At 70.7% G+C, this 21576-nt stretch carries 18 protein-coding genes and 1 pseudogene; 10 read left to right on the top strand and 9 right to left on the bottom strand.

Annotation, left to right across the window (positions count from 1 at the left end; translation table 11 throughout):
- The first annotated feature begins 7 nt into the window (after nucleotides 1-7).
- Nucleotides 8-913: a DMT family transporter gene (locus tag E2L08_RS09745; RefSeq protein ID WP_206076995.1), complete on the top strand. Its 906-nt coding sequence runs from the start codon at nucleotides 8-10 to the stop codon at nucleotides 911-913.
- Nucleotides 914-917: 4 nt separating this feature from the next.
- Nucleotides 918-1808 (top strand): lysophospholipid acyltransferase family protein, encoded by an 891-nt coding sequence (locus E2L08_RS09740; protein WP_168771113.1) that lies wholly within the window; start codon nucleotides 918-920, stop codon nucleotides 1806-1808.
- Nucleotides 1809-1877: 69 nt separating this feature from the next.
- Here the strand turns inward: E2L08_RS09740 and E2L08_RS09735 are convergent, their stop codons facing one another.
- Nucleotides 1878-2612, bottom strand: a complete 735-nt coding sequence (locus E2L08_RS09735) for a DUF1223 domain-containing protein (protein ID WP_240758185.1) — start codon at nucleotides 2610-2612, stop codon at nucleotides 1878-1880.
- 244 nt (nucleotides 2613-2856) lie between these two features.
- Here E2L08_RS09735 and acnA point away from each other — a divergent pair, with 244 nt between their 5' ends.
- Nucleotides 2857-5658, top strand: a complete 2802-nt coding sequence (acnA, locus tag E2L08_RS09730) for an aconitate hydratase AcnA (protein ID WP_133396877.1) — start codon at nucleotides 2857-2859, stop codon at nucleotides 5656-5658.
- A gap of 165 nt (nucleotides 5659-5823) precedes the next feature.
- Nucleotides 5824-6264, top strand: a complete 441-nt coding sequence (locus E2L08_RS09725; RefSeq protein WP_133396876.1) for a GNAT family N-acetyltransferase — start codon at nucleotides 5824-5826, stop codon at nucleotides 6262-6264.
- A 16-nt stretch (nucleotides 6265-6280) separates the two neighbouring features.
- On the opposite strand, the gene E2L08_RS09720 is transcribed toward E2L08_RS09725, so the two are convergent.
- Complete coding sequence (locus E2L08_RS09720) at nucleotides 6281-6817, bottom strand: CBS domain-containing protein (RefSeq protein ID WP_133396875.1); 537 nt, start codon at nucleotides 6815-6817, stop codon at nucleotides 6281-6283.
- Nucleotides 6818-6936: 119 nt separating this feature from the next.
- On the opposite strand from E2L08_RS09720, the gene E2L08_RS09715 reads away from it, so the two are divergent.
- Nucleotides 6937-8361: a protein adenylyltransferase SelO gene (locus tag E2L08_RS09715; protein WP_133396874.1), complete on the top strand. Its 1425-nt coding sequence runs from the start codon at nucleotides 6937-6939 to the stop codon at nucleotides 8359-8361.
- 147 nt (nucleotides 8362-8508) lie between these two features.
- Here the strand turns inward: E2L08_RS09715 and E2L08_RS09710 are convergent, their stop codons facing one another.
- Nucleotides 8509-9069, bottom strand: coding sequence for a peptidylprolyl isomerase (locus E2L08_RS09710; protein WP_133396873.1), 561 nt, complete (start codon nucleotides 9067-9069; stop codon nucleotides 8509-8511).
- Nucleotides 9062-9568 carry a peptidylprolyl isomerase gene (locus tag E2L08_RS09705; RefSeq protein ID WP_133396872.1) on the bottom strand — a complete coding sequence of 169 codons (507 nt, stop codon included), beginning with the start codon at nucleotides 9566-9568 and terminating at the stop codon, nucleotides 9062-9064. The genes E2L08_RS09710 and E2L08_RS09705 overlap by 8 nt, the downstream gene beginning before the upstream one ends.
- Before the next feature lie 138 nt (nucleotides 9569-9706).
- Here E2L08_RS09705 and E2L08_RS09700 point away from each other — a divergent pair, with 138 nt between their 5' ends.
- The 5 genes from E2L08_RS09700 (at nucleotide 9707) to E2L08_RS09680 (ending at nucleotide 14789) form a co-directional block, all read left to right on the top strand.
- Nucleotides 9707-10888, top strand: coding sequence for a phosphoglycerate kinase (locus tag E2L08_RS09700; RefSeq protein WP_133396871.1), 1182 nt, complete (start codon nucleotides 9707-9709; stop codon nucleotides 10886-10888).
- Nucleotides 10881-11648, top strand: coding sequence for an SDR family NAD(P)-dependent oxidoreductase (locus E2L08_RS09695; protein ID WP_133396870.1), 768 nt, complete (start codon nucleotides 10881-10883; stop codon nucleotides 11646-11648). The genes E2L08_RS09700 and E2L08_RS09695 overlap by 8 nt, the downstream gene beginning before the upstream one ends.
- A gap of 148 nt (nucleotides 11649-11796) precedes the next feature.
- The gene (locus E2L08_RS09690; protein ID WP_133396869.1) at nucleotides 11797-13356 is read left to right on the top strand and encodes a hypothetical protein; all 1560 of its coding nucleotides are present in this window, start codon (nucleotides 11797-11799) and stop codon (nucleotides 13354-13356) included.
- An 85-nt stretch (nucleotides 13357-13441) separates the two neighbouring features.
- Nucleotides 13442-14371 carry a class I fructose-bisphosphate aldolase gene (locus E2L08_RS09685; protein WP_133396868.1) on the top strand — a complete coding sequence of 310 codons (930 nt, stop codon included), beginning with the start codon at nucleotides 13442-13444 and terminating at the stop codon, nucleotides 14369-14371.
- A 115-nt stretch (nucleotides 14372-14486) separates the two neighbouring features.
- Nucleotides 14487-14789, top strand: a complete 303-nt coding sequence (locus E2L08_RS09680; protein ID WP_133396867.1) for an FtsB family cell division protein — start codon at nucleotides 14487-14489, stop codon at nucleotides 14787-14789.
- A gap of 6 nt (nucleotides 14790-14795) precedes the next feature.
- Here E2L08_RS09680 and cysE read toward each other — a convergent pair whose 3' ends face one another.
- The 5 genes and pseudogenes from cysE to E2L08_RS09655 form a co-directional block, all read right to left on the bottom strand.
- On the bottom strand, nucleotides 14796-15632 hold the full coding sequence (cysE, locus tag E2L08_RS09675; protein ID WP_133396866.1) for a serine O-acetyltransferase: 837 nt from the start codon (nucleotides 15630-15632) through the stop codon (nucleotides 14796-14798).
- Nucleotides 15633-15760: 128 nt separating this feature from the next.
- Nucleotides 15761-19620 (bottom strand): annotated as a pseudogene (locus tag E2L08_RS09670) (baseplate multidomain protein megatron).
- A complete protein-coding gene (locus E2L08_RS09665) occupies nucleotides 19620-20051 on the bottom strand; it encodes an NlpC/P60 family protein (RefSeq protein WP_133396865.1) in 432 nt (143 codons plus the stop codon). The pseudogene E2L08_RS09670 and the gene E2L08_RS09665 overlap by 1 nt, the downstream one beginning before the upstream one ends.
- Nucleotides 20048-20932: a phage/gene transfer agent baseplate hub protein gene (locus tag E2L08_RS09660; protein ID WP_133396864.1), complete on the bottom strand. Its 885-nt coding sequence runs from the start codon at nucleotides 20930-20932 to the stop codon at nucleotides 20048-20050. The genes E2L08_RS09665 and E2L08_RS09660 overlap by 4 nt, the downstream gene beginning before the upstream one ends.
- Nucleotides 20929-21561, bottom strand: coding sequence for a DUF2460 domain-containing protein (locus E2L08_RS09655; RefSeq protein WP_133396863.1), 633 nt, complete (start codon nucleotides 21559-21561; stop codon nucleotides 20929-20931). The genes E2L08_RS09660 and E2L08_RS09655 overlap by 4 nt, the downstream gene beginning before the upstream one ends.
- Nucleotides 21562-21576: the final 15 nt, after the last annotated feature.

Below are 21576 nucleotides of genomic sequence, written 5' to 3'. Positions count from 1 at the left end.
GCGCGACATGATCGCGGCCGATAACCGGCGCGGCATCCTTCTGATGATCGGGGCGCTGTTCTTCCTGTCGGCCATGGACGCGGTGGCCAAGCGGATCTCGATCGAGACGAATACCGCCATGGCGCTCTGGGCGCGCTATCTGGGGCAGACGCTCATCGTGGCCGCGATCTGCCTGCCACGGATGCCCGGCGTGCTGTTCACCCGCCATCCCCGGTTGCAGGTGCTGCGCTCGATGATGATGTTCGGCGCGACGGGCTTTTTCTTTACCGCCATCACCTATCTGGGGCTGGCCGAAGCCACCGCCTTGATGGAGGTCAGCCCGGTCCTCATCACCCTGGGCGGCGCATTGCTGCTGGGCGAGCGGCTGGGCCCGCGCCGCGTTCTCGGCATCGCCGCGGCCCTCATCGGCGCGCTCATCGTCATTCGGCCCGGAACCGCGGTCTTCACCCCCGCGGCGCTGCTGCCGCTGGCCGCGGCGATCTGCTACGCGGGCTATGCGCTGACCACGCGGTTCGTCGGCCGGAACGAGGACGCCTGGACCTCGCTTTTCTACACCGCGATCTTCGGCGCCATCGTGCTCAGCGCGGCGCTGCCGCTTTTCTGGGTCCGCCCCGGCGCGGGGACGGTCGGGCTGATGCTGGCCATCGGGTTCATCGGGGCGGCTGGGCAGCTCTTGCTGATCCGGGCGTTGCAGGCGGCCGAGGCGGGGGTCGTCGCGCCCTTCGGCTATTCCGGCCTGCTTTTCGCCACCTTCTGGGGGTGGCTGGTCTTTTCCGAGTTACCCGACGGCGCGACCGTGATCGGCATGGCCGTGATCGCGGGCGCGGGGCTCTATGTATGGTATCGCGAGACGCGCGCGGGCGCCCCGGTCGCCGTCGCCGCACCTGCGCCGCCCGCCCCTTTCCGAGACTGACGCCATGCCCCGCAAGAACCGATCCCCCCGCGCCGACCGCGCCCAGGACCTTGCCATCCGCGCGCTACTGGGGGCGGTGATGGCGCTGCCTTACGAGCGGCGCGTGCCGCTGATGGGCTGGATCGCCTCGCGGGTGATCGCGCCGCTTGCTGGCTGGCGCAAGCGCATCCGCGCCAACCTCGCCCATGCCCGCCCCGATCTCGACCCGCGCGAGGTCGCGCGGCTGGTGCGCGCGGTGCCCGACAATGTCGGCCGCACCCTGATCGAGATCTACTCGGCCCCCGAGCTCAAGGCCCGCGTCGCCGATACGCCGCTTGCCGGGCCGGGGCTCGAGGCGCTGCGCGCGGCCCGCGCGGCGGGGCGCCCGGTGGTGATGGTCTGCGCGCATCTGGGCAATTTCGACGCGCTGCGCGCGATGATGTTCCACAACGGCTACGCGCTGGCGGGGCTGTATCGCGAGATGAACAACCCCGCCTTCAACGCCCATTACGTCGCGGCGCTGAAATCCATCGGCGAGCCGCTCTTTGCGACCGACAAGCGCGGCGTCACCGGCTTCGTGCGCCACCTCGCCGACGGGGGGATCGTGGGTATCCTGACCGATCTCTACAACGCCAAGGGGGCGGATGTGAGCTTTTTCGGCCAGCCCGCGCCCACCTCGGTCGCGGCCTGCGCCTGGGCGGTGCGCTATGACGCGCTGCTGTTGCCCTGCTACTGCCTGCGCGCGCCCGACGGGCTGAGCTTTCGCAATCGCATCGACGCACCCGTTGCCCATGGCGATCCGGTCGCCATGACGCAGGAGGTCAACGACCGGCTCGAAGCCGTGGTGCGCGAGAACATGGAGCAGTGGTTCTGGATCCACCGCCGCTGGAAGCCCGAGCGCCGGCGAGACGGCTGAGCCCCGCGGGATTTTTCGACGGAAAATCCCCTGCGCGATTTTTCGCGGAAAATCGCGGGTCGCGGTGGGCTACTCGGCCAGTCCGATGCGCTGCGCGCCGAGGATCGGCCCCTGCCCGCCCTGCTGCACGATCAGCGCGGCATGGTCGCCCGGACGCACGCTGAGCGTCATGGGGGCGGTCCCGTCCCACTCGGCCAGATGCTCCCAATCGGTGACGATATTGGCATAGTCGATTTCCAGCCCGGCATTCTCGCCCTGCGGGATCGACACCCGCTCGATCGGGTCGTAGCGGGCGAGATGCACCGCGATATCGCGCGGCAGCGGGCCGGCCGCGGCGTCATGGGGCGACAGCGTGATCTCGACCGTCTCGCCCCGGCGGTGCGTGTCGATGTCGATGCGTTCGGGCACGGACCAATGGGCCATGAGGAAATCAGCGACCTCGAGGCTGCGCGAGCCGATGGTCGAATCGACCCCCCCGATCACGGCCTGCGGGGTATAGACCATCCGCTCGCCCCATTTGCGGGCATAGCCCTTCTGGCGGTGGGTGAAGGCCGGGTCGGAAAAGGAATCGGCCCAGCCGAGATAGTCCCAGTAATCGACATGAAAGGCGAGCGGCAGCACGTCGTCGCGCCCGGCCATATGCGCCAGCATGGCATCGGCGGGCGGGCAGGACGAACACCCTTGGGAGGTGAAGAGTTCGAGCACCACGGGCTGCGTCCGCTCTTCGGCCATGGCCGCCGTGCCCAGCAGCGCCGCCCCCGCGATGGCCGCGGCGAGGCCCGTCTTTCCCAGCGGTCGTCCCATGTCTTGCGTCCCTCGCGGCTTGGCCCGTTGCACTCCCGGACCTATTGGTTGCGCCGCCCGCCATCGAATCAAGGTTTTGCGAGACGACGGGTTCGGCGCGTGATCGCGCAGTCGCACCGCTGCGGTCGCGAGGCGCCGCCGAGGAAGGGACCGTGATGGCATACTGTTGCATACAGTTTTGATTGCGACTAGATCGACGCTATAATCCATGCCAAGCGCAGAGCAACGCCCAAGGAGGTTCGCCATGCCGATCGTCACAGGACAGGACAGCAGCAAGACCCGATCCACGCTTCAAGCCGGGGGCAAGTCCTATGCCTATTACTCGCTGAAAGCCGCGGAAAAGGCGGGGCTGGGCCATGGCCGCCTGCCCATGTCGCTCAAGGTGCTGCTCGAGAACCTGTTGCGGTTCGAGGACGGCAAGACCGTGACCGTGGACGATATCCGCGCCTTCACCGACTGGGCCGAGAATGGCGGGCGCACCAATCGCGAGATCGCCTATCGCCCCGCCCGCGTGCTGATGCAGGATTTCACCGGCGTGCCGGCCATCGTCGACCTCGCCGCGATGCGCGACGGGATCGTGGCGCTGGGTGGCGACGCGCAGAAGATCAATCCCCTCAACCCCGTCGACCTGGTCATCGACCACTCGGTGATGATCGACGAGTTCGGCAATGCCCGCGCGCTCCAGCATAACGTCGAGCGTGAGTACGAGCGCAATTTCGAGCGTTACCAGTTCCTCAAATGGGGCCAGAAGGCGTTCGAGAATTTCCGCGTCGTGCCGCCCGGCACCGGCATCTGCCACCAGGTCAACCTCGAATACCTGTCGCGCACGGTCTGGTCCGACACCGACCAGACGGGCGAGACCGTGGCTTATCCCGACACGCTGGTGGGCACCGACAGCCACACCACCATGGTCAACGGCGCCGCGGTGCTGGGCTGGGGCGTCGGCGGGATCGAGGCCGAGGCCGCGATGCTGGGCCAGCCCGTCTCGATGCTGATCCCCGAGGTCGTGGGCTTCAAGCTGACGGGCGCCATGCCCGAGGGCACCACCGCCACCGACCTCGTGCTGCGCGTCTGCCAGATGCTGCGCGAAAAGGGCGTCGTGCAGAAATTCGTCGAGTTCTACGGCGACGGGCTCGACAACGTGCCGCTGGCCGACCGCGCCACGATCGGCAACATGAGCCCCGAGTTCGGCGGCACCTGCGCGTTCTTCCCCATCGACGACGAGACGCTGCGCTATCTCACCCAGACCGGCCGCGACGAGGACACGATCGCGCTGGTCGAGGCCTATGCCAAGGAACAGGGCCTCTGGCGCGAGCCCGGTGCCGAGCCGATCTTCACCGATACGCTCGAGCTCGACATGTCGACCGTGCGCCCCGCGATCTCGGGGCCCAAGCGGCCGCAGGACCATATCGACCTCGACAAGGCGGCCGAGGTCTTTCACCAGTACATCACCGACCAACGCTCCACCGCGCCCGGATCGGAGCGCGCCGAGGCCCGTTGGGAGGCCGAGGGCGGCCAGCCCGAGCCGGTCGAGATTCCGGGCGACAGCGGCCACCACCGCAAGGCCCATGTCACCATGACCGATATCGACGGGGCCGAGAAAACCTTTCAGATGCATGACGGACGCATCGTGATCGCCTCGATCACCTCGTGCACCAACACCTCGAACCCCTATGTCATGATCGGGGCGGGGCTGGTGGCGCGCAAGGCACGCGAGATGGGGCTCGACCGTCAGCCCTGGGTCAAGACCTCGCTCGCGCCCGGCAGCCAGGTGGTGTCGGCCTATCTGGAGGAAACCGGTCTGCAGGAGGATCTCGACGCCATCGGCTTCAACCTCGTGGGCTATGGCTGCACGACCTGCATCGGCAATTCCGGCCCCATCGCCGAAGAGCTGTCGACCTGCATCGCCGAGAACGACCTGATCGCCGTGTCGGTCCTGTCGGGCAACCGCAACTTCGAGGGCCGGATCAGCCCCGACGTGCGCGCCAACTACCTCGCCTCGCCGCCGCTCGTCGTGGCCTATGCGCTGGTGGGCGACATGAACATCGACATCACCCGCGAGCCGTTGGGACAGGATCGCGACGGCCGCGACGTCTATCTCAAGGATCTCTGGCCCTCGCAAAAGGAAATCGCCGAGCTGGTCGAAAAGACCGTCACGCGCAAGAGCTTCCAGGAGAAATACGCCGACGTCTTCAAGGGCGACGACAAATGGCGCGAGATCGAGACCACCGACAGCCAGACCTATGACTGGCCCGCCGGCTCGACCTATGTGCAGAACCCGCCCTATTTCGAGGGGATGGAGCGCGAGCCGGGCACCATCTCGGACGTCACGGGCGCGCGCATCCTCGCGATCCTCGGCGACATGGTGACGACAGACCACATCAGCCCCGCGGGATCGTTCAAGGAAACCGCCCCGGCGGGGAAATACCTGGTCGAGCGTCAGGTTCAGCCGCGCGAGTTCAACTCCTACGGATCGCGCCGCGGCAACCACCAGGTGATGATGCGCGGCACCTTTGCCAATATCCGCATCCGCAACGAGATGCTCGACGGCGTCGAAGGGGGCTACACGCTCGGCCCCGACGGGGAACAGACCTCGATCTACGACGCGGCCATGGCCTACCAGGAACAGGGCACGCCGCTGGTGGTGATCGCGGGCGAGCAATACGGCGCCGGATCGTCGCGCGACTGGGCCGCAAAGGGCACGGCGCTGCTGGGAGTCAAGGCGGTGATCGCCGAAAGCTACGAGCGGATCCACCGCTCGAACCTCGTGGGCATGGGGGTCATCCCCTTCGAGTTCACGAATGGCGACACCCGCGACAGTCTCGAGCTCAAGGGCGACGAAGAGATCTCGATCTCGGGGCTCGAGGGCGAGGGTTTCGGCCCCGGCGCCGAGGTGCCCTGCACGATCCGCCGCGCCGACGGCACCGAGACCGAGATCACGATCCGCTCGCGCATCGATACGGCGATCGAGATCGACTACGTCAAGAACGGCGGCGTGCTGCATTACGTGCTGCGCGACCTCGCCGACACGGCCTCGGCGGCCTGACCGACGCGCCCGCCCGGCGCCGGGCGGGGCTATGACAGCGATGCGGGCGCGCAGGTAGCGGTGCGCCCGCATCCGCGTTTCAGGGGTGCGCGGCGAACGGCCCGCACCCGATTGCCAGCCGCCGCGGCGCACCCTATCCTGCGCGGCCAGGTTTGCGGAGACGACATGAGTGCCAAGCTGAGGATCGCCGGCCCCGCCGATGCCGAGCGTGTGTTGAGGCTGGTGCAGGCGTGTCACGACGAGATGGGGCTCGCCCCCGATCCCGCGCGCCGCGACCGCGCGGTGGCCGACCTGCTGGGCGGCGAGATGCCCGGCGCTCTCTACCTCATCGGCCCGCCGGCAAGCCCGGTCGGCTACCTCGCGCTGAGTTTCGGGCATTCGCTTTCGGCGGGGGGCACCGGCGCCACGCTCGAGGAAATTTATCTGCGCCCGCCGGTCCGCGGCCGGGGCATGGCGCGCGACGCGCTCACCGCGCTGGCCACAATGCTGCGCGCCAACGGCGTGCATTCGCTGCACGCCGCATCGACCGACCCGCTGCCGAGCCTGTTCCGGCGGCTGCGTTTCGCCCCCGCCGCGCGGCCCGCGCTCTATACGCTCAAGCTGTAGGGCGCGGGCGCAGCCCTCAGATCACCAGCGAAAAGACGAGGATCATCAGCAGGGTATAGATCATGACCCCGCCCCCGATCAGCAGGGTCGGAAAGTTGCGCGTGACCATCGCCTTGCCCATCTGCCCCGCCTGGTACATCAGGTCCGGCCAGGTGAAGCTCACGAAATCGCCCTGCGTGAACACGGCCTTGATCCGCCCCTCGGCATCGACCACGGGCAGGCGGCGGAACCGCTCGTTCGACATGATCCGCAGCCAGTCCACGACATCGTCATCCTCGCGCGCGAGGCGCGGATCGCGGGTCATGATCTCTTCGAGCCGGGTTTCGCGGGCGCTGCGATCGGTATTGACGATCTTGCGCATCACGTCGCGCTCGGTCACGACGCCCACGACCTTGTCATCGGCATCGACGACGATGACCGAGCCGTAGTTCTTGTCGCACATTGCCTCGACCGCCTCGGCCACGGTCTTTTCGGCGGTAAAGGTCAGCGGCCGGGGCTTGGACTTGAACTCGGCGCGGTCCTTGATGCGCATGCCTGGGCGGTCTGTCGCCATGGTGCGGGTCTCTCCCTTGTGGTGGTCCGTCAAGGATCTAGCGCGGCGGACGCAGGGTCAAAGCCTTTTCGCCGGGCGCGTCGCGGCCTAGTCTGTCGCGACAGACGAAAGGAGCGCCCATGCCCGCCGCCCTGCCCCTCGGCGCCGATTATGCCCGCCTGCCCGACCGCCTCTTTGTCCGCGTCGATCCGACCCCGGTGCGCGCGCCGCATGCGCTGGCGCTCAACCGCCCGCTCGCGACCGAGTTGGGGCTCGATGCCGATTGGCTGGCCTCGCCCGAGGGGGTCGAGACCCTGGCCGGCAACCGCGTGCCCGAGGGCGCGCAGCCCATCGCGCAGGCCTATGCCGGGCACCAGTTCGGCGGCTGGGTGCCCAGCCTCGGCGACGGGCGCGCGGTGCTGCTGGGCGAGATCGCGACACCCGACGGCCCGCGCGACCTCGTGCTAAAGGGCGCCGGGCGCACGCCCTACAGCCGCGGCGGCGACGGGCGGGCCTGGCTCGGCCCGGTGCTGCGCGAATACCTGGTGAGCGAGGCGATGCACGCGATGGGCCTGCCCACGACCCGCGCGCTGGCCGCGACCGCGACGGGCGAGACCGTCTGGCGCGAGCGCCCCCTGCCCGGCGCGGTCCTGGCCCGCGTGGCCCGCGGCCATGTCCGCGTCGGCACGTTCCAGTATCTCGCCGCGCGCGACGATACCGAGGCGCTCGAGGCGCTGGCCCGGCATGTCGTCGCGCGCCACTACCCCGACGCGGCCGACGCCTTCGACCTGCTCGACGCGGTGCTGGCCGCGCAGGCGCGGCTCGTGGCGGGCTGGATGGGGGTGGGGTTCATCCATGGCGTGATGAACACCGACAACACCAGCATCTCGGGCGAGACCATCGACTACGGCCCCTGCGCCTTTCTCGACGGCTATCACCCGGACACGGTCTATTCCTCCATCGACCGCGGCGGCCGCTATGCCTATGCCCGGCAGCCCGATATCGCGGCCTGGAACCTCGCCCAGTTCGCCGGATGCCTGCTGCCGCTGATGGGCGAGCGCGACGCGGCACTCGACCGCGCACAGGCCGCCGTCGACGGCTTTGCCGCGCGGGTCCGGGACGAATGGCGCGCGACCTTCCGCGCCAAGCTGGGCCTCGCCACGCCGCAGGACGGCGACGACGCCCTGATCGAGCGGCTGCTCGCGCTCATGGCGACGGGGCGGGACGATTTCACCCGCGTCTTCGCCGGGCTCGCCGACGGCACGGCGCGCGCGCGCGTGACCGACATGGACGGGTTCGACGCCTGGGCCGCGGACTGGCAGGCCCGCCGCGCCCGCGACACCGGCGGCCCCGATACGCAGGAGGACCGGATGCGCGCGGCCAACCCGCAGGTGATTCCGCGCAACCACCTCGTCGAGGCCGCGATCGAGGCGGCGACCCAGGGCGATCTGGGCCTCTTTCAGGCAATGTTCGCGGCGGTGACGAACCCCTACACCCCCGACCCGACCTTCGAAGAGCCACCCCTTCCCGGCGAGGAAATCGAGGCGACCTTCTGCGGGACCTGAGCGGGTCATGGGTATTTGAAAAAGAGAAGAAAGAGAGCGCGCGCCCGTCCCTCTTCTCTTTCCAAATACCCGAAGACGCCATCGCGGCCGGGCGATGCGGCCGCGGCCCGATGCGCATATGCACCGGGCCGCGGATAGTCGTGCCGATCACTCGGTGACGGTGACCGATTCCATGACGTCGGGCGTGCCCGAGACCGCGCCCGAGGCCGGCGATCCGCGCTTGAGCCCGTCGATCACCTCCATCCCCTCGGTGACTTCGCCCACCACGGTATAATCCCCGTCGAGATGCGGCGCCGAGTTGAACATGATGAAGAACTGCGCATTGGCGCTGTCGGGCGAGGCCGAGCGCGCCATGCCCACCGTTCCGCGGACGAAGGGGCGGTCCGAGAACTCGGCCGGCAGGTCGGGCAGGTCGGACCCGCCGAAGCCCGCGCGCGAGGTGTCGCCATCGACCCGCCCGTATTGCACGTCGCCCGTCTGCGCCATGAAGCCGTCGATGACGCGGTGGAACATCACCCCGTCATAGGCGCCGCGCTCGGCCAGGGTCGTCAGACGCTCGACCGCCTGCGGGGCCACGTCCTCGAAGAGGTCGATCTTCACGGTGCCGGGGCTTTGCCCCGCGACCTCGATCTCGAGCCCGGTGGCCAGCGCCGGACCCGCGGCCAGCATCATGGCGGCGGCGGCGAAGATGGACCCGGCGCTACGCATCGGCAGCCACCTTGACCGAGATCATCCGGTCGGGATTGGCCGGCGGCTCGCCGCGGGCGATGGCGTCGACATGCTCCATCCCCTCGATCACCCGGCCATAGACGGTGTATTGGCGGTTGAGGAAATGGTTGTCGGCGAAATTGATGAAGAACTGCGAATTGGCCGAGTTGGGGTCTTGCGACCGCGCCGCGCCGATGGTGCCGCGGTCATGCGGGATGCCCGAGAACTCGGCCTTGAGGTTGGGCTTGTCCGACCCGCCCGTGCCGGCGAGCCGGATGTTGAATCCCTCTTCGGCATTGCCGTTCTGCACGTCGCCCGTCTGCGCCATGAACCCGTCGATCACGCGGTGGAACACGACGTTGTCATAGGCGCCCTCGCGGGCCAGTTCCTTCATGCGGGCGCAATGGTCGGGCGCGATATCGGGCAGAAGCTCGACCGTGACGCGGCCGTTCTTGAGCTCGATGACGACGGTATTTTCGGGGTCCTTGATCTCGGCCACGGGGCGCTCCTTTGCGGTGGTCCTGGATTTCGGACGAACAGGTAGGGCCAAACCGGGCGAAGGAAAAGACCGCCCCGCTTGCGAGCGCGGCCGGGACGCGCGAAGACAGGGCAAGACGCCAAACCGGAGGAACGGCCGATGGGCTGGAAATCGCTCGACGAGATGGAACTGGACGGCAAGCGGGTGTTGACGCGCGTGGATCTCAACGTGCCGGTCGAGGATGGCCGCGTCACCGACACGACGCGCATCGACCGCATCGTGCCCACCGTGCACGATATCCTCGCGCGCGGCGGAACCCCCGTGCTGCTGGCCCATTTCGGGCGGCCCAAGGGCAAGCGGGTCGAGGCGATGTCGCTCGAACAGGTCCGGCCCGCGCTCGAACGCGCGCTGGGCCGCGATGTCCGGTTCGGCACCGATTGCATCGGCGCGGATGCGGCCGCGGCCATCGTCGCGGGCGAGGTGACGCTGCTCGAAAACACCCGGTTCCACCCCGGCGAAGAGGCGAACGACCCCGCCTTCGCCGACGCGCTGGCCGAGCTCGGCGACGTCTATTGCAACGATGCCTTCTCGGCCGCCCATCGCGCGCATGGCTCGACCGAAGGGCTCGCGCGGCGCCTGCCCTCCTGCGCGGGGCGGCTCATGGCCGAAGAGCTCTCGGCGCTCGAGGCCGCGCTCGGCACGCCGACGCGGCCGCTGATGGCGGTGGTGGGCGGGGCCAAGGTCTCGACCAAGATCGACCTGCTCTCGAACCTCGTGCGCAAGGTCAACCACCTCGTGATCGGCGGCGGCATGGCCAATACCTTTCTCGCGGCCAAGGGCATCGATGTCGGCCGCAGCCTCGCCGAGCACGAGATGACCGATACCGCGCGCGACATCCTGCAACGCGCCGACGAGGCCGGTTGCGAGATCCTGCTGCCCTCGGACGTGGTCGTGGCGCGCGAGTTCCGCGCCGGGGCCGACGCCGCGACCGTGCCGGCCGACCAATGCCCTGCGGATGCGATGATCCTCGATACCGGGCCCGACAGCGTCGCGCGTATCCTGCGCGCGATGGACGGCTGCCGCACGCTGATCTGGAACGGCCCGCTCGGCGCCTTCGAGATCGAGCCCTTCGACGCCGCGACCAACGCCGCCGCCGCCCATGCAGCACGGCTCACCCGCGCCGGCAAGCTGGTGTCGGTGGCCGGCGGGGGCGACACGGTCGCCGCGCTCAACCGCGCGGGCGCGGCCGACGATTTCACCTATATCTCCAGCGCCGGCGGGGCCTTCCTGGAATGGATGGAGGGCAAGACCCTGCCCGGTGTCGCCGCGCTGGATGCGTAGCCGGACGCTCGTCACCGGGGCCGCGGGCGGGCTCGGCGCGACCTTCGCGCGGATCGCCGCGGCCGAGGGGCGCGACCTGATCCTCAGCGACCGCGACCCCGCCGCGCTCGGCCCGCTCGCGGCCGAGCTGCGCCATGCGGGCGCGCGAGTCGAGATCCACGCCGCCGACCTGCGCGATCCCGATGCCGCCGAGACGCTCTGGCGCGCGGCGAGCGAGGACGGCCCGGTCCGCATCCTCGTCAACAATGCCGGTCTCGCGGCGGCCGGGCCCTTCGGACATGCCGAGACCGCCGCGCGCGAGATAGAGGCCGTGGCCGTGAACGTCGCGGGCTTTACCCGGCTGCTGCAGCTCGCCACCTGGGAGATGCGCGGCGGCGGGCGGGTACTCAACGCCGTGTCGCTGGCCGCGATGGTGCCGGGGCCAGGCATGGCGGTGCATTTCGCCACCCAGTCCTACGCGCTGAGCCTGTCACTCGCCGTCGCGCGGGAATCGCCGCACCTGACCGTCACGGCGCTTTGCCCCGGTCCGACCGATACCGGGTTCCTCGCCGCCGCGGGCCTGAACGCCGCCCGGCTGGGGCGCCCGTTTCGCCCCGCCGAACCCGAGACCGTCGCCTGGTCGGGCTGGCGCGCGATGATGGCCGGCCACCGGATCGCGACGCCCGGTCTGCGCGACCGGATGCTGGCGCTGGGCCTGCGGCTCGCACCCCGCGCGGTCGCGATGCGCGGCGCCGAGGCGCTGATCCGTCGCCTGCTCTGACCCCTGCCCCGGCGCGCGACGCCCCCTTTCTTCTCTTTTCCAAATACCCATGTCGCGCGCCCTGCCGCCCGCGGGCCTTCGGGCCTTTCATTGCGCCGCGGCGCCGGGCTAGGGTCGCGCCCAAGCAATGCCCGCCGGAGGATCCCCCATGCGCCACGCCCCCCTGACACTCGCCGCCTGCCTCGCGCTCTCCGTGCCCGCCGCCGCGCAGGAGGCGCCGCTCGGCTGGTCCGAGCTGATCGCCCCCGACCGGCTCGCGCGCAGCGCGGTGCAGTCGCTCCTGCTGGCGCTGCGCACGCAGACCGACCTGACATGGGAATCGATGACGGTCGACATGCGGCGCGGCACCGTCGCGCTGTCGGGGCTGACGCTCCGGCCGATGCTCGAGTTCGACCGCGATTTCGATTGTCGCATCGACGCGGACCGGGCGACGCTGACGCTCTACGATCTCGCGACGCCCGATGCGATGCGGCTGGGGCTGAGGCTCGGCGGGATCGAGGCGGCGCTGGCCTGTCTGCCGCCGGCCGCGCAGATGGCGCCGCGCATGGCGGGGCTGTCGGCGCTGTCGGTTCCGCTCGTCACCGCCGAGCTCAGCTATGACATCCCCTCGGCCGGGGCCGATCTCGGGATGTTCCTGCAGATCGACGGCGCGCTGGCGGCCGAGCTTTCGGCGCGGTTCGACTATCTCTGGATCGAGCCCGAGGCGGACGGAACCGATGCCGATCCCGTGGCCGTCGCCTATCTCGAAGAGGCCCGTCTGCGGATCGACGATCTCGGCCTGTGGGAGACGCTTTCCGCGCTTGCGCCGCCGCCGATCCTGGACCCCGAGACGGGCGGCACCGCCGCTGCGGCCTTCGTGCAAGGCGCGCTGGCGGGGTTCGCCGCGCCGGGGCCGCTGCCGCCCGAGGCCGATGCGCTGATCGCCTCGGTGGCCGAGGCGTGGCAGGGTTTCGTCGCCGATCCGGGCACTCTGGTGCTCGAGACAGGGTTCGACCCCGAGGCGCCGGTCTATCTCGATCTCGAGGCCTACAAGCCCTCGCCGCTGGCGCTGATCGTCGATCTCGCCCCCGAGCTTGCCACCGCCACCCGCGCCCGGCGCGCGGCCATCTCGCCCGACCGGCTGGCCGCGGCGCTGGGCCCCGAGGGCGCGGATCTGCCCCGCGGCGAGCGGCTGACGCTCGGACGCGCGCTGGTCACGGGCGACGGCGCGCCGCGCAACCTCGCCGCGGGGCAACGGCTCCTGCGCGGGCTGGCCGACGAGGACGATGCCGAGGCGCAGGCCGCGCTCGCGCAAAGCCTCGCCGCGACGAGCCCGGCCGAGGCCTATGCGCTTGCGCTCACGGCCGGTGACGTGGCGCTGATGGACCGGCTCGAGGCCGATCTCGAACTGGGCCGCATCCTCGCCGCGCAGCCCGGCCCCGAAGATCTCGACCCCGCGGGGATCGACCGCCTGCCCGATCTGAGGCAGGCCGCGCTCGCCGCCGCCGAGGGGCGCGAGATGCCCCGCTCCTACGGGCAGGCACTGGTCTGGGCGGGGCTCGGCCGCGCGCTGGGCGACGCGGTCTCGGCCGATCTCGCGCGGGGGCTCGAGGCGCGCTTCGCCGCCGCCGACCCCGCGGGCTGGGAGGCGCTCGCCGCCGCGGCCGAGGACGAGGCCACGCGGCTCTGGCTCGAGACGGACCTGGCCGAACGGCTGGGCGGCGAATGACCGCCCGCGTTAGCGTTCCGCCGTTGCCAGCGCCGGGCCGCCTGCCTATCCAGACTGCAACCCATCCAATCACGAGGAACATGCCATGAAGGCGTCGCGCAAGGTCCAGCAGATACTCGCCAATTACGAGGGCGAAAATCCGGGGGTGAAGGGCAAGCTGTGCCAGATGCTCATGCAGGGCCGTCTGCGGGGCACCGGCAAGATGATCATCCTGCCCGTCGACCAGGGGTTCGAGCATGGGCCCGCCCGCACCTACGCGCCCAACGCCCCGGCCTACGATCCGCATTACCACTACCGCCTGGCCATCGACGCGGGGCTGAACGCCTATGCCGCCCCGCTGGGCATGATCGAGGCCGGCGCCGACACCTTCGCGGGCCAGATCCCTACGATTCTCAAGATGAACTCGGCCAACTCGCTGATGTCGTCGAGCTCGGGCAAGGACCAGGCGGTGACGGCCTCGGTCGACGACGCGCTGCGGCTCGGCTGCTCGGCCATCGGTTTTACCATCTATCCCGGCTCGGATGCACAGCTCGGCATGTACGAGGAAATCGTCGAGCTGCGCCGCGAGGCGGCGAGCTGCGGCATCCCCACCGTGATCTGGTCCTATCCCCGCGGCGAGGCGCTCTCGAAAGAGGGCGAGACGGCCATCGACATCGCCGCCTATGCCGCGCAGATCGCGGCGCTGATCGGGGCGCATATCATCAAGATCAAGCTCTCGACCGACCATCTCGAACTGCCCGAGGCGAAAAAGGTCTTCGAAGAGCAGAAGATCGACATCTCGACCCAGGCCGCGCGCGTGGCCGAATGCATGCGCTCCTCGTTCAACGGACGCCGCATCGTGGTGTTCTCGGGCGGCGCCAAGAAGGGTGAGGACTCGGTCTATGACGACGCCCGCGCCATCCGCGACGGCGGCGGGCACGGCTCGATCATCGGGCGCAACTCGTTCCAGCGCGACCGCGACGAGGCGCTCGCCATGTTCGACAAGCTCGTCGATATCTACAAGGGCAACGACTAATCCGCGATCCCCGGCGGGCCTTGGCCACGCCGGGGATTCACAGCCCCCCCGTTCCGTGCCATGATCGCACGGCAAGCGCCCGCAAGAGGCGTCCCCTTCGGAACCCGAGGCAGAGATGGCACGATATCGCAAGCGCCCCCCCCTGGGGATGACGCTTTACCTGGGGGCGATGTTCGCCCTTGGCTTCTACTTCACCTTCGCCAGCGTGCAGGGAGATTTCGGCCTCTTCCGCCGGATCGAGATCGACGCCGAGCTGCGCGCGCTCACCGCCGAGATGGAGGGGCTCGAGGCGCAGCTTGCCGATTACCGCAACCGCACCCACCGGCTGAGCGACGGCTATCTCGATCTCGACCTTCTGGACGAACGCGCCCGCGAGGTGCTGGGCTATGTGCGCGTCGACGAGGTGGTGCTGCGCTGAGCCCGCTCAGACCCGGTCATCGGGCGTCGGCGCGGCGGGCATCCCGCGCAAGAGCTGGTCCATGCTGATCGAGGGCTGGCTGCACCCCGCCTCGCCCACGATCCGCGCCGGCACGCCCGCCACCGTCTTGCAGGGCGGAATATCCTCGAGCACGACCGACCCCGCCGCGATCCGCGAGCAATCGCCGACCCGGATCGCGCCCAGCACCTTTGCGCCCGCGCCGATCAACACCCCGTCGCCGATCTTGGGATGCCGGTCGCCATCTGATTTGCCGGTCCCGCCCAGCGTCACGGAATGCAGCATCGAGACGTTGTCGCCCACCACCGCCGTCTCGCCGATGACGATGGAATGGGCGTGGTCGATCATGATGCCCTTGCCCATCCGCGCGCCGGGATGGATGTCGACGCCGAACACCTCGCTTGCGCGCATCTGAAAGAAATAGGCCATGTCGCGCCGCCCTTCCTCCCACAGCCAATGCGCCACGCGATAGGCCTGGACTGCCTGGAACCCCTTGAAGAACAGCAGCGGCTGGAGAAAGCGGTGACAGACCGGATCGCGCTCGAAGGTGGCGACCAGGTCGGCGCGCGCGGCCTCGCCCAGCGTGTGATCGGCGCCATAGGCCTCGTCGGCGATCTCGCGCAGGATCTGCTCGGGCATCTCGCCGCTGGCCAGTTTCAACGACAGCCGATAGCTCAGCGCGCGTTCCATCGTGCGGTGATGCAGAATCGACAGGTTGTAGAGCCCTCCCATCAGCGGCTCGGCGCGGGCCGCGGCCTCGGCCTCGGCGCGGATACGGCTCCAGACGGGGTCGAGCGCGGTAACGGTGTCGAGCCTGGTGCTCATGGCGGATCTCCGGCAAATATCGGTGTCGCTCCTTATATGGGATGGCAGCCTTCGGGGAAAACCCCGCTTGTCGCCGCGCCCCTCGGGCGCGCGCCCGGCCCCGCACGGCCGGACGCACGCCCCGTTCGTCACGGCAGCGCCACGCGCGCGGCCGGGCCTGCCCCCCACAGCGCCGAGATTTGCGCGACCTCGGCCGCCACCGCACCCGGCGCGGCACCCGACCAGCGCGCCTCGGTCGGCAACGCCTCGAGAACCGCGCGCCCCGCGCCGTCGACCAGGCGCAGCGCGTAAAGCTCGCGCTCCTCGCCCAGCGGCACGTCGGGCGCGTCCCAGCCGTCGCCGCCGATCCGGGTACGCCGCACCCAGTCCAGCGCGATCCCGCCATCGCCGCGGCGCGCGTGCAGATGCACCGGCGACAGCGGGCGCAGCCCCGCGCCCCGCCCCGGATCGTCGAGGCGCAGCGCCTTCGGCCCGTCGAGCCGCCCGTCGGGAGCCGCGATGCGCAGCTCGCGCGCCACACCCGGCCCCGCCCCCAGCGGCGGCAGCGCGGGCAGGTTGTCGTCGATCAGAACCACCGTGGCGCCCGCGGGCCAGACCGGCGGGACAAAGGCATCGGTTCCCGCCTGGCCCCGCAGCCGCAGCGACAGCTCCCAGGTGTCGGGGGCGACGAGAACGGCGCGCTCGAACTGAAACAGCTCCCAGGCATCGCCCCCTGCCCGATGGCCATGACATTCGCCCCGGCCAGCATCCGCGCCCGCGACACCGATTGCAGCCGCCCCGAGATCAGCCGCACCGACAGCGCCGGCCCGCGGTCGATGCGCCCCGCGCCCGCGGCGGGCAGCGGCGTCAGCGTCACGCCCATCGTGGCCGGCGCCGCGATCCGGGCAAGCGGCGCGTGGCCGGCCCCCTCGACCGCGCCGAAGGCCATGCGCGGCCCGTCCCAGTCCCGCGCCGAGACCGCCAGCCGCGCCGCGCGCGGCGCCTCGTCACCGCTCAAGAGCGGCAGATCCAGCAGCCGCGCCATCGGCCGCCCCCCGCGCGGCCGCGCGGGCACCGTCACCGCATCGACACCTGCATCGGCGCCGGGGGTGTAGACCTGCGGCTCGATCCGGGTCGCCTCGCAGGTCAGCTTGTCCGACAGCTCCACCCGGTCGATGCGATAGCGGTCGTCGCCCAGCCGCACGGTGTCGCCCGCCCCGATCGCGATTTGCGAGAGCGGCAGCGCAAAGGCCAGCCTCTCGCGCGCGACGCCCGCCTCGGCCAGCCAGCGCGCGGTGATCGCCCGCCCCTCGGCCCCGGTCAGCACCAGCGGGATCTCGGATTGCGACACCGCGACGCCGCGCGCACCGGGCGCCGTGGCCTCGGCCGCGCGCACGGCGAAATCGGCATCGGCCTCGAGATGGCTCAGCCGCACCCGCCCGATGGCCGCGCCGTCATGGGCGCGCACCCGCTCCAGGTCGCCCGGCAGATCGGGCGTCACCGCCAGCCGCGCGGGGTCGAGCGTCGCCCCCGGCCGGCCGTCGCGCGTGCGGAACACCAGCCGACCGCCCCGCTCGATCGCGTCGAACCCATGCGTCAGCATCAGCGGCTGAAGCGCCGCGCGTGCATCCCCGAGCCCGGTGATCCCGTAGCCGCGCACCACGCCATGCAGCCCCGAGACATCGACATCGCGCACCCCCGCCAGCGCGCAGATCTCGACCACCACCGAGGCCAGCGTGCGCGCCCCCGACCGCCCCGAGATCCAGTGCCCGCGCCCGTAATTGGCGGCATCGCTCCACAAATCGGGCCGCGCGGGAAAGGCGGGATAGGGCCGCGCGTCCCAGGCCCAGACAAAGGCCCGCGTCATGTCGAGCATCCGCCCCCCATAGGCGGGCGCCGCGGGGTTGTTGGCCGGATCGGCCCAGAACTCCGACAGGGCGCGCAGATATTGAACCTGCAGGAAATCGTCCCGCCCGCCACGCGAGTGATGCGGCAGACGCGATTCCGACGATTTGGGGTCGAGGAACTTGTTGGGCTGGTTCGTGCCCCGGTCGATGGCCGCGCAGCCCAGCTCGGTGAACCACACCGGCTTCGAGCCCGGCACCCAATCGGTCGCGCGCCGCCGCCGCTGCCCGCCGATCCGCTCGTGATGGGGCCGTCCCCACCAGTTCGGCAGATCCTTGTAGCGCCAGGCCCAAGGCTCGCCATGTGCGCCGTCCTCGATCGGGGTGCGGATCTGCGCCGCGCGGTCGGCCTCCGACGCATAGAACCAGTCATAGCCCTCGCCACCGAGGATGTTGGATTTGAGATAGCCTAGATCGTGGATCGCCCCATGCGCGGCATCCGCATGGGTCTCGCCGTCGCGCCAGTCCGAGAGCGGCATGTAATTGTCGATGCCGACGAAATCTATCGCCGGATCGGCCCAGAGCGGATCGAGGTGGTAATAAAGATCCCCCGACCCGTCCTGCGGGGCGTATCCGAAATATTCCGACCAGTCGGCCGCATACGAGATCTTGACCCCCGGCCCCAGGATCGCGCGGCACTCTGCGGCCAGCCGCCTGAGCGCCTCGACCGCCGGAAAGCCCGAGGCCCCGCGGATCCACGTCAGGCCCCGCAGCTCCGAGCCGATGCAGAACGCGTCGAGCCCCCCCGCCTCGGCGCAGAGATGCGCGTAATGCAGGATAAACCGGCGGTAGCTCCATTCGTCGGGGCCGCTATAGACCATGCGCCCGTCGATCCAGGCGAAGTCGCCCGGCGCGGCCTGCCCGAAGAACGCGGCGACCTGGGCCTCGGCCGCCGCGGTCCCGTCCACCGACCCCGCCCGCCCCGGCGCCCGGTCGAGCGTGATGCGCCCCCGCCACGGCAGCGCGGGCTGTTCGCCCCCGCCATAGGGGTCGGGCAGTCCGTTGCCCGCCATCTGCTCCATCAGCACGAAAGGATAGAACATCGGCGCCTGCCCCGCCGCGCGCAGCGCGCGGATGGCCTCGATCACCGAACCGTCGGCGGGTGTGCCGCCATAGACGGCAGACCCGTCGCGGCTGGGCACCAGCGCGGCCGAGGCCCGGTCGACGCCCCCCGCCGCCCAGCGCATCTCGAGCCCGTCGGTGCGATGCTCGACCGCCGGGCGCACCCGGCACGCGCCGCAACGCAGATCGTCGCCGAACCACGACACCACGACCGACACCGCCTCGCAACGCGACAGCTCGGCGCCCAGCGTGCGGATCGCGGCTTCGGCATCCGTCGCGGCGAGCGAGCTGTTGGCATTGGCGAACACCCGCTCGCCCTCGCCGTAATCGTATTGCACCGGGGTCGTGGCCAGCGCGTATTCGCCCGTGCCGGGCAGCATCGCCACGCCGCGCACATGGGCGGGCAGATCGCGCGCGCCCGATTGCTCGGGGCGGACCACCTCGAAGGTGAATTGCGGCACCCGGTTGCCGAACCGCCCCAGCCCCAGCGCCTCGATCACGACATAGGCGAGCCCGCGATAGGCCGGCACCGCGCCCGCGCCCTCGATGGCCTCGATGGCCGGGTCGGGATCTTGCGTCGCGCTGCCCGGATAGACCCGCAGATCCAGCGTGTCGCGGTCGATCTCGTGGCCATCCGCCCAGATGCGCCCTACATGGGCGATCTCGCCCTCGCACAGCCCGATGGCCAGCGAGACGGTGTAGCTGTAGGTCTCGGTGCGCGGCCGCGGCGGCCCGCCCTTGCCGCCGCCGCTTTCGTCCATGTGCTCGACAAAGTTCGACGCCCAGATGACATGGCCCGCCACGCGCATCCGTCCGAAGACCTGCGCCACCGGGGCGCCCTCGCCCGCGCCCGTCAGGCGAAACCGGTCGATCCGCCCGACCTCGACCGGGGCCGCGCCGGTGCCCAATATGCTCTGGTCGAGCACCCGCCCCAGCGTCGCGCCGACCGCGCGCCCGATGGCGGCCGATCCGATGCCGAAGACCGTTCCGCCGATGGACGCGCCCAGCGCGCCGCCGACCGCGGAAAAGACGAGAGTGGCCATCACGAACCTCCTTGGGGAAACTGGAACCGGGCGACGATGCGTCGCAGCCACGGCTCGGAGAGCGGCGACTCCACGACGCCGTGGCCGCTATAGGCGTGGACGAACCGCGATCCGCCATCGGTGGCGATGCCCAGGTGCTTGGCCACCGCGCCCGCCCTCATGCGAAACAGCAGGATGTCGCCCGCGCGCGGGACGGGGCCGGAGGCGGGTCGCAGCACGGCGCGGGCGGCCGACCAGAGCCGCTCCTCGCCCTGCGGCTCGCTCCAGTCGGGGCTGTAGGGCGGCACCGCCACCGGCTCGGGCCCGGCCAGTTCGCGCCAGATGCCCCGGATCAGCCCAAGGCAATCGCAGCCCGCGCCTCGACAACTCGCCTGGTGCACGTAAGGCGTGCCGATCCAGCCCCGCGCCGCCTGCACGACCGCCGCGCTCACGATCCGAACCCCCGCACCAGGCCGGGCCGGTCGACATGGCCAGCGGCCGGGTGCGCCGTCAGCCAGTCCTCGCCCGGCAGATGCGGAAAGCCGCGAAAATTGGCCATGTTGGCGAATTTGGCCCGACAGGTCGCGGCCCGGCGGTCGCAGCCCGCGACCAGCCGCACCCGGTCGCCCACCGCGAGCCCCGGCAACGACTGCGCAAGCTCCAGCCGCCGCGCCTCGCCCGATGGCGCATCCAGCTTCACGCGCCGCACCAGCCCCCGCGCTGCGCCCTCCAGCGGCTCGATCGTGCCATGCGTGAACCAGCCCTCCGCGTATCCACCCAGCGCGCGCAGCTCGACCGCGTGGGGCGCGGGCAACCCGCGCACGCCCGCCTCGACCGCAAAGGCCGGGTCCGAGCTATCCACCCCGCACGCCCGGTCGCCCAGCTCGGCCGAGCACTGACCCTGGTAGACCCGCCCGAAGGGCTGGTTCAGCGCATCCGACAACCCACGCAGCTCGGCGCGGAACGCCCCGCCCGACCGCTCGATCTCGCCCAGCGTGCCGCGAAAGACGCGCAGCCGCGCCGGGGGCTCCGCCCAATCGACGAGCCAGGCCTCGACCTCGGCGCCGTCGAACCGGCCGGCGGCGATATCGGCCTCGGTGATGCCGCCATCCGACAGGATGCCAGCCGCCTCGCCATTGTCGACGGCCAGCCCCGTGCCCTGTTGCAGCGCCGTCGCCGACAGCCCCTCGCCCGGCGCGAACTCGGTCCCGGCAAAGCGCAGCGGCCTGTCGTGATCGGTGAACCCCCAGGCCCTCCCATCGGCGCGCGTCACCCGCCAGCAGCGGCACAGCGTGGCGCAGCCCCCGGCCAGCCGCTCGGCAAGCGCGCTCACAGCCGCACCTCGATCACGGGCACATGCGGCGCCTCGCCCGCCTGGTAATTCGCCACCGACACGTCGATCCGGTCGATATCGAACCGCACCGGCACGTCGAACTCGAACCCCGCGGTAACACTCGCCCCCGCGACCGGCGGCTGGTCGAGCGTCACGACCCCCCGCACCGTGTCCAGCGCGAAATCGGCCCCCTCTCGCATCGGCACGCCCTCGACGGCCACGACCACGGTGCCGGCCACCGGCTTGTCGATCCGCCGCGTATAGCGCCCCGGCCCCTGCCCGTAATGCTTGACCAGCGCGAAATCCCGCGTGGCCCCGTCGGCCACGCCAAGCACCTGGTCGGTCATGCCCGGCGCCTCCGAAGGCACCCCCGAGCGGTGATCGCTCCAGTCCTTCCAGCGAAACCCGTGCAGCCGCCCGCGCCGCTCCTCGAAGAACGCGATCAGCGCCGCCATGTCGTCGAGCGACCTCAGCCCGGTGCCCGCGTCGAACCGGCGACGCGAGGCCGCCCATGGCGTCGCCCGCTCCTCGTAGCCATTGGCCAGGGTGACGACATCGGTCCGCCGCTCCGGCCCGCCGGTCGAGCCAAAGCTCAGCCAGGCGGGAAATCTCACCTCGTGAAACGCCATGCGCCCTCACTCCCC

The organism is Palleronia sediminis (assembly GCF_004358695.1).
GTDB lineage: Bacteria > Pseudomonadota > Alphaproteobacteria > Rhodobacterales > Rhodobacteraceae > Palleronia > Palleronia sediminis.
Note: the sequence above shows the minus strand (reverse complement) of the source record. Positions and strands in the feature narration are given on the sequence as shown.

Coding starts and splice junctions, on each gene's coding strand:
- E2L08_RS09745 (WP_206076995.1), top strand. CDS start 8: ATGATCGCGGCCGATAACCGGCGCGGCATCCTTCTGATGATCGGGGCG.
- E2L08_RS09740 (WP_168771113.1), top strand. CDS start 918: ATGCCCCGCAAGAACCGATCCCCCCGCGCCGACCGCGCCCAGGACCTT.
- E2L08_RS09735 (WP_240758185.1), bottom strand. CDS start 2,612: ATGGGACGACCGCTGGGAAAGACGGGCCTCGCCGCGGCCATCGCGGGG.
- acnA (WP_133396877.1), top strand. CDS start 2,857: ATGCCGATCGTCACAGGACAGGACAGCAGCAAGACCCGATCCACGCTT.
- E2L08_RS09725 (WP_133396876.1), top strand. CDS start 5,824: ATGAGTGCCAAGCTGAGGATCGCCGGCCCCGCCGATGCCGAGCGTGTG.
- E2L08_RS09720 (WP_133396875.1), bottom strand. CDS start 6,817: ATGGCGACAGACCGCCCAGGCATGCGCATCAAGGACCGCGCCGAGTTC.
- E2L08_RS09715 (WP_133396874.1), top strand. CDS start 6,937: ATGCCCGCCGCCCTGCCCCTCGGCGCCGATTATGCCCGCCTGCCCGAC.
- E2L08_RS09710 (WP_133396873.1), bottom strand. CDS start 9,069: ATGCGTAGCGCCGGGTCCATCTTCGCCGCCGCCGCCATGATGCTGGCC.
- E2L08_RS09700 (WP_133396871.1), top strand. CDS start 9,707: ATGGGCTGGAAATCGCTCGACGAGATGGAACTGGACGGCAAGCGGGTG.
- E2L08_RS09695 (WP_133396870.1), top strand. CDS start 10,881: ATGCGTAGCCGGACGCTCGTCACCGGGGCCGCGGGCGGGCTCGGCGCG.
- E2L08_RS09690 (WP_133396869.1), top strand. CDS start 11,797: ATGCGCCACGCCCCCCTGACACTCGCCGCCTGCCTCGCGCTCTCCGTG.
- E2L08_RS09685 (WP_133396868.1), top strand. CDS start 13,442: ATGAAGGCGTCGCGCAAGGTCCAGCAGATACTCGCCAATTACGAGGGC.
- E2L08_RS09680 (WP_133396867.1), top strand. CDS start 14,487: ATGGCACGATATCGCAAGCGCCCCCCCCTGGGGATGACGCTTTACCTG.
- cysE (WP_133396866.1), bottom strand. CDS start 15,632: ATGAGCACCAGGCTCGACACCGTTACCGCGCTCGACCCCGTCTGGAGC.
- E2L08_RS09655 (WP_133396863.1), bottom strand. CDS start 21,561: ATGGCGTTTCACGAGGTGAGATTTCCCGCCTGGCTGAGCTTTGGCTCG.